This is a genomic window from uncultured Campylobacter sp., assembly GCF_937949835.1.
In the GTDB taxonomy this organism is placed as follows: domain Bacteria; phylum Campylobacterota; class Campylobacteria; order Campylobacterales; family Campylobacteraceae; genus Campylobacter_B.
The window spans coordinates 1-2325 of sequence record NZ_CALEDC010000007.1 but is presented as its reverse complement, the minus strand read 5'-3'; the positions used below and the strand labels follow the sequence as shown (position 1 = coordinate 2325).

Annotated in this window: 4 protein-coding genes and 1 tRNA gene; all 5 read left to right on the top strand. The window is 39.7% G+C overall.

From position 1 onward, the window contains the following. Window positions 1-865, top strand: an 865-nt coding sequence (locus Q0256_RS00155; RefSeq protein WP_297958937.1) for a DUF3137 domain-containing protein, incomplete at its 5' end; no start/stop codon positions are given. Then, window positions 853-1062, top strand: a complete 210-nt coding sequence (locus Q0256_RS00150; RefSeq protein ID WP_297958935.1) for a hypothetical protein — start codon at window positions 853-855, stop codon at window positions 1060-1062. The genes Q0256_RS00155 and Q0256_RS00150, both read left to right, overlap by 13 nt. 161 nt (window positions 1063-1223) lie before the next feature. After that, window positions 1224-1299: transfer RNA gene (locus tag Q0256_RS00145), tRNA-Val, on the top strand. A gap of 241 nt (window positions 1300-1540) precedes the next feature. Further along, window positions 1541-1816, top strand: a complete 276-nt coding sequence (locus Q0256_RS00140; RefSeq protein WP_297958933.1) for a hypothetical protein — start codon at window positions 1541-1543, stop codon at window positions 1814-1816. A 25-nt stretch (window positions 1817-1841) separates the two neighbouring features. Beyond that, window positions 1842-2162 carry a hypothetical protein gene (locus tag Q0256_RS00135; protein ID WP_295150364.1) on the top strand — a complete coding sequence of 107 codons (321 nt, stop codon included), beginning with the start codon at window positions 1842-1844 and terminating at the stop codon, window positions 2160-2162. Window positions 2163-2325 lie beyond the last annotated feature (163 nt).

Genomic DNA, 2325 nt, shown 5'->3' with positions numbered 1-2325 from the left:
GCTTAAAGCCTGTGCGATATTTATCCCTGCGGTTTTCTTAATGAGATATATGGCTAGCCAAGAGGGTACACCTTTGGGAATGCCGTATCTTTTATTTGGTCTAAGCATAGCGCTATATTTTACTTATAAGCTATTTTACGAAAAAACCTACAAAGTCAAAACGCGAGAATTCGCGTTGCAATACAAAGCCCTCTATATAATGCCATACATCGAAAGTCTAGGATACAAATACAATAGATTAGGCGCCGTAACCCAAGAGCAAGACATCCTGCAAAGCGGGCTTTTTAATCAATATGCAAATTCTGGCGGAGATGATTTGATATACGGAAACATAGACGGTGTGGACTTCAGCTTTTGCGATATTTGGATGTCTAAAGAGACTATAGATGATAGTTTTTTCACTTTGACTTATGAAAAGAAGGAAATGGAGATATTTCAAGGTCTTTTTTTCGCAGCCGATTTTCATAAAAAGATTAGATCCGACATTTTTATTCTTCCAAGAAAAATAAAGCTACCGCACGGCGTCTTGGAAAGCGGTGCAAGATCTTGCAATATGGATAACGCGAAATTTAACAGATCTTTTGCGGTATATACAAAAGATGCGGTCGCCGCAGCGTATGTACTCACACCCGTGCTGATGGAGAAAATTTTATTTTTGAAAACGCTTGCGAAATCGGAGATCGCGCTTAGCTTCAGAAAAAGTAAAATTTATATAAAAATACCTCGCGGATACGATAGCTTTGAGCCCGATCTAAATAGACCGATACGCGGTGATAGGCTCGCGAGTAAGATACAAATCGATCTGGACGCGATGCTGCAAATCGTAAAAATTCTAAAGCTGAATGAAAAAATTTGGACGTCTTAGCTGGCGCAAGGCAGAGCGAGGCAATCGGCGAAATAAGACAGGGTAAGGCAAGACGAGTAGATGAAACGAGGCGGGGTGAAGCAAAACGACTAGATAAAACAAAGCGGGGCAGAATAGGCTGCTGGGACAAAGCACGCGAGCGCCGCAAAAGCGCGATAAAATTCCACGCGGGATTGCGAAATTTAGTTGCGGGATAGAATTTTGCGCGGGGTTTCGGCAATATCGTGAAATTTCGCGTAGAATTCGACGGCGTTTTACGTCGCGGCGAAGTCTTGTATAAAATTTCGGCGGAATTTTACGAAAAATTAAAATTTGCTTGCTATTGAGAGATTTTTTTGATATACTGCCGTTTCTTTTTGGCCCCGTAACTCAGTTGGTAGAGTGTCACCTTGACATGGTGGAAGTCGTTGGTTCGAGTCCAATCGGGACCACCATTTAAGCTACTTTTAAGTTATAATCACTTATTTTTACTTCCTGCTTAAGTTGTTTTCAAATTTTAATCCACTTCATTTTCGCGTTCGCGCACAGCACCTGTCTTAAATTTAGTTATTCCGACATCTTTCATTTTTATTTTAGATATAATTTTTCCAGAAATACTATGAGATCGATTAAGCGATCAATGAGATGAATTTTTGTCGGCAACCGATTAAATTTAGAAAGGAGTATCGGCGCTATATGGGACAGTATGTTATAAAAACATTAGATTACTGCACAGAAAAGGGACTGCAGCTACAATGGAAAAAGGACTTCGCGATCTCCGTCAATGCTCTCGAAAACGAAGTTACTATAAGGGCAAATAAAAGCGGACTCATATCTCTTGCCAGGCATTTGCTTACTTTAGCGCAAGATTCCGTGCCGAAACATTCGCATATACATCTGGATGAGTATAATTCGCTTGAGGAGGGCTCGGCGGAACTTATAAACCAAAAAGATACCGAGCGGCAAAGATAAATTTTTATACTAAAGGAAGGTGACAATGAGAGAAAAGCACATTGTAGAGTTATTATCCTCCGCAATCGAAGGAGACGGGATCATATCCGTAGTATTTAAATTTTTCCATATAGATTGGGGATACACGCTAGAGGAGCTCGATCTAATTATAAATTTTGGTATAAAAAATGGCGATCTTCTTATAGAAGATATGCATGATGAAAACAAGCACTACGACAAAATAGATTGGCGGCTAGATAATGTGTATCAAGAGATCGTTATGGTAGATATTTACAAATATATGCCATTGCTATTTTCCAAACATCCGACGGTACCGGATCCTTATAAGCAGTTCATTACGGAATGAAATTTGCGTATGACAGCACAGATAAAACTATAAAATTTAAAGGATCGGACGGTATGGCGCAAAACGTTATAAATAAAGCAGATCATAACGAAAAGGAGCAGCAAAATGTTAGATAGAATCGGCTCCTGTTGTATCGGCATGGTGACAACTATCTCAAAAAAGC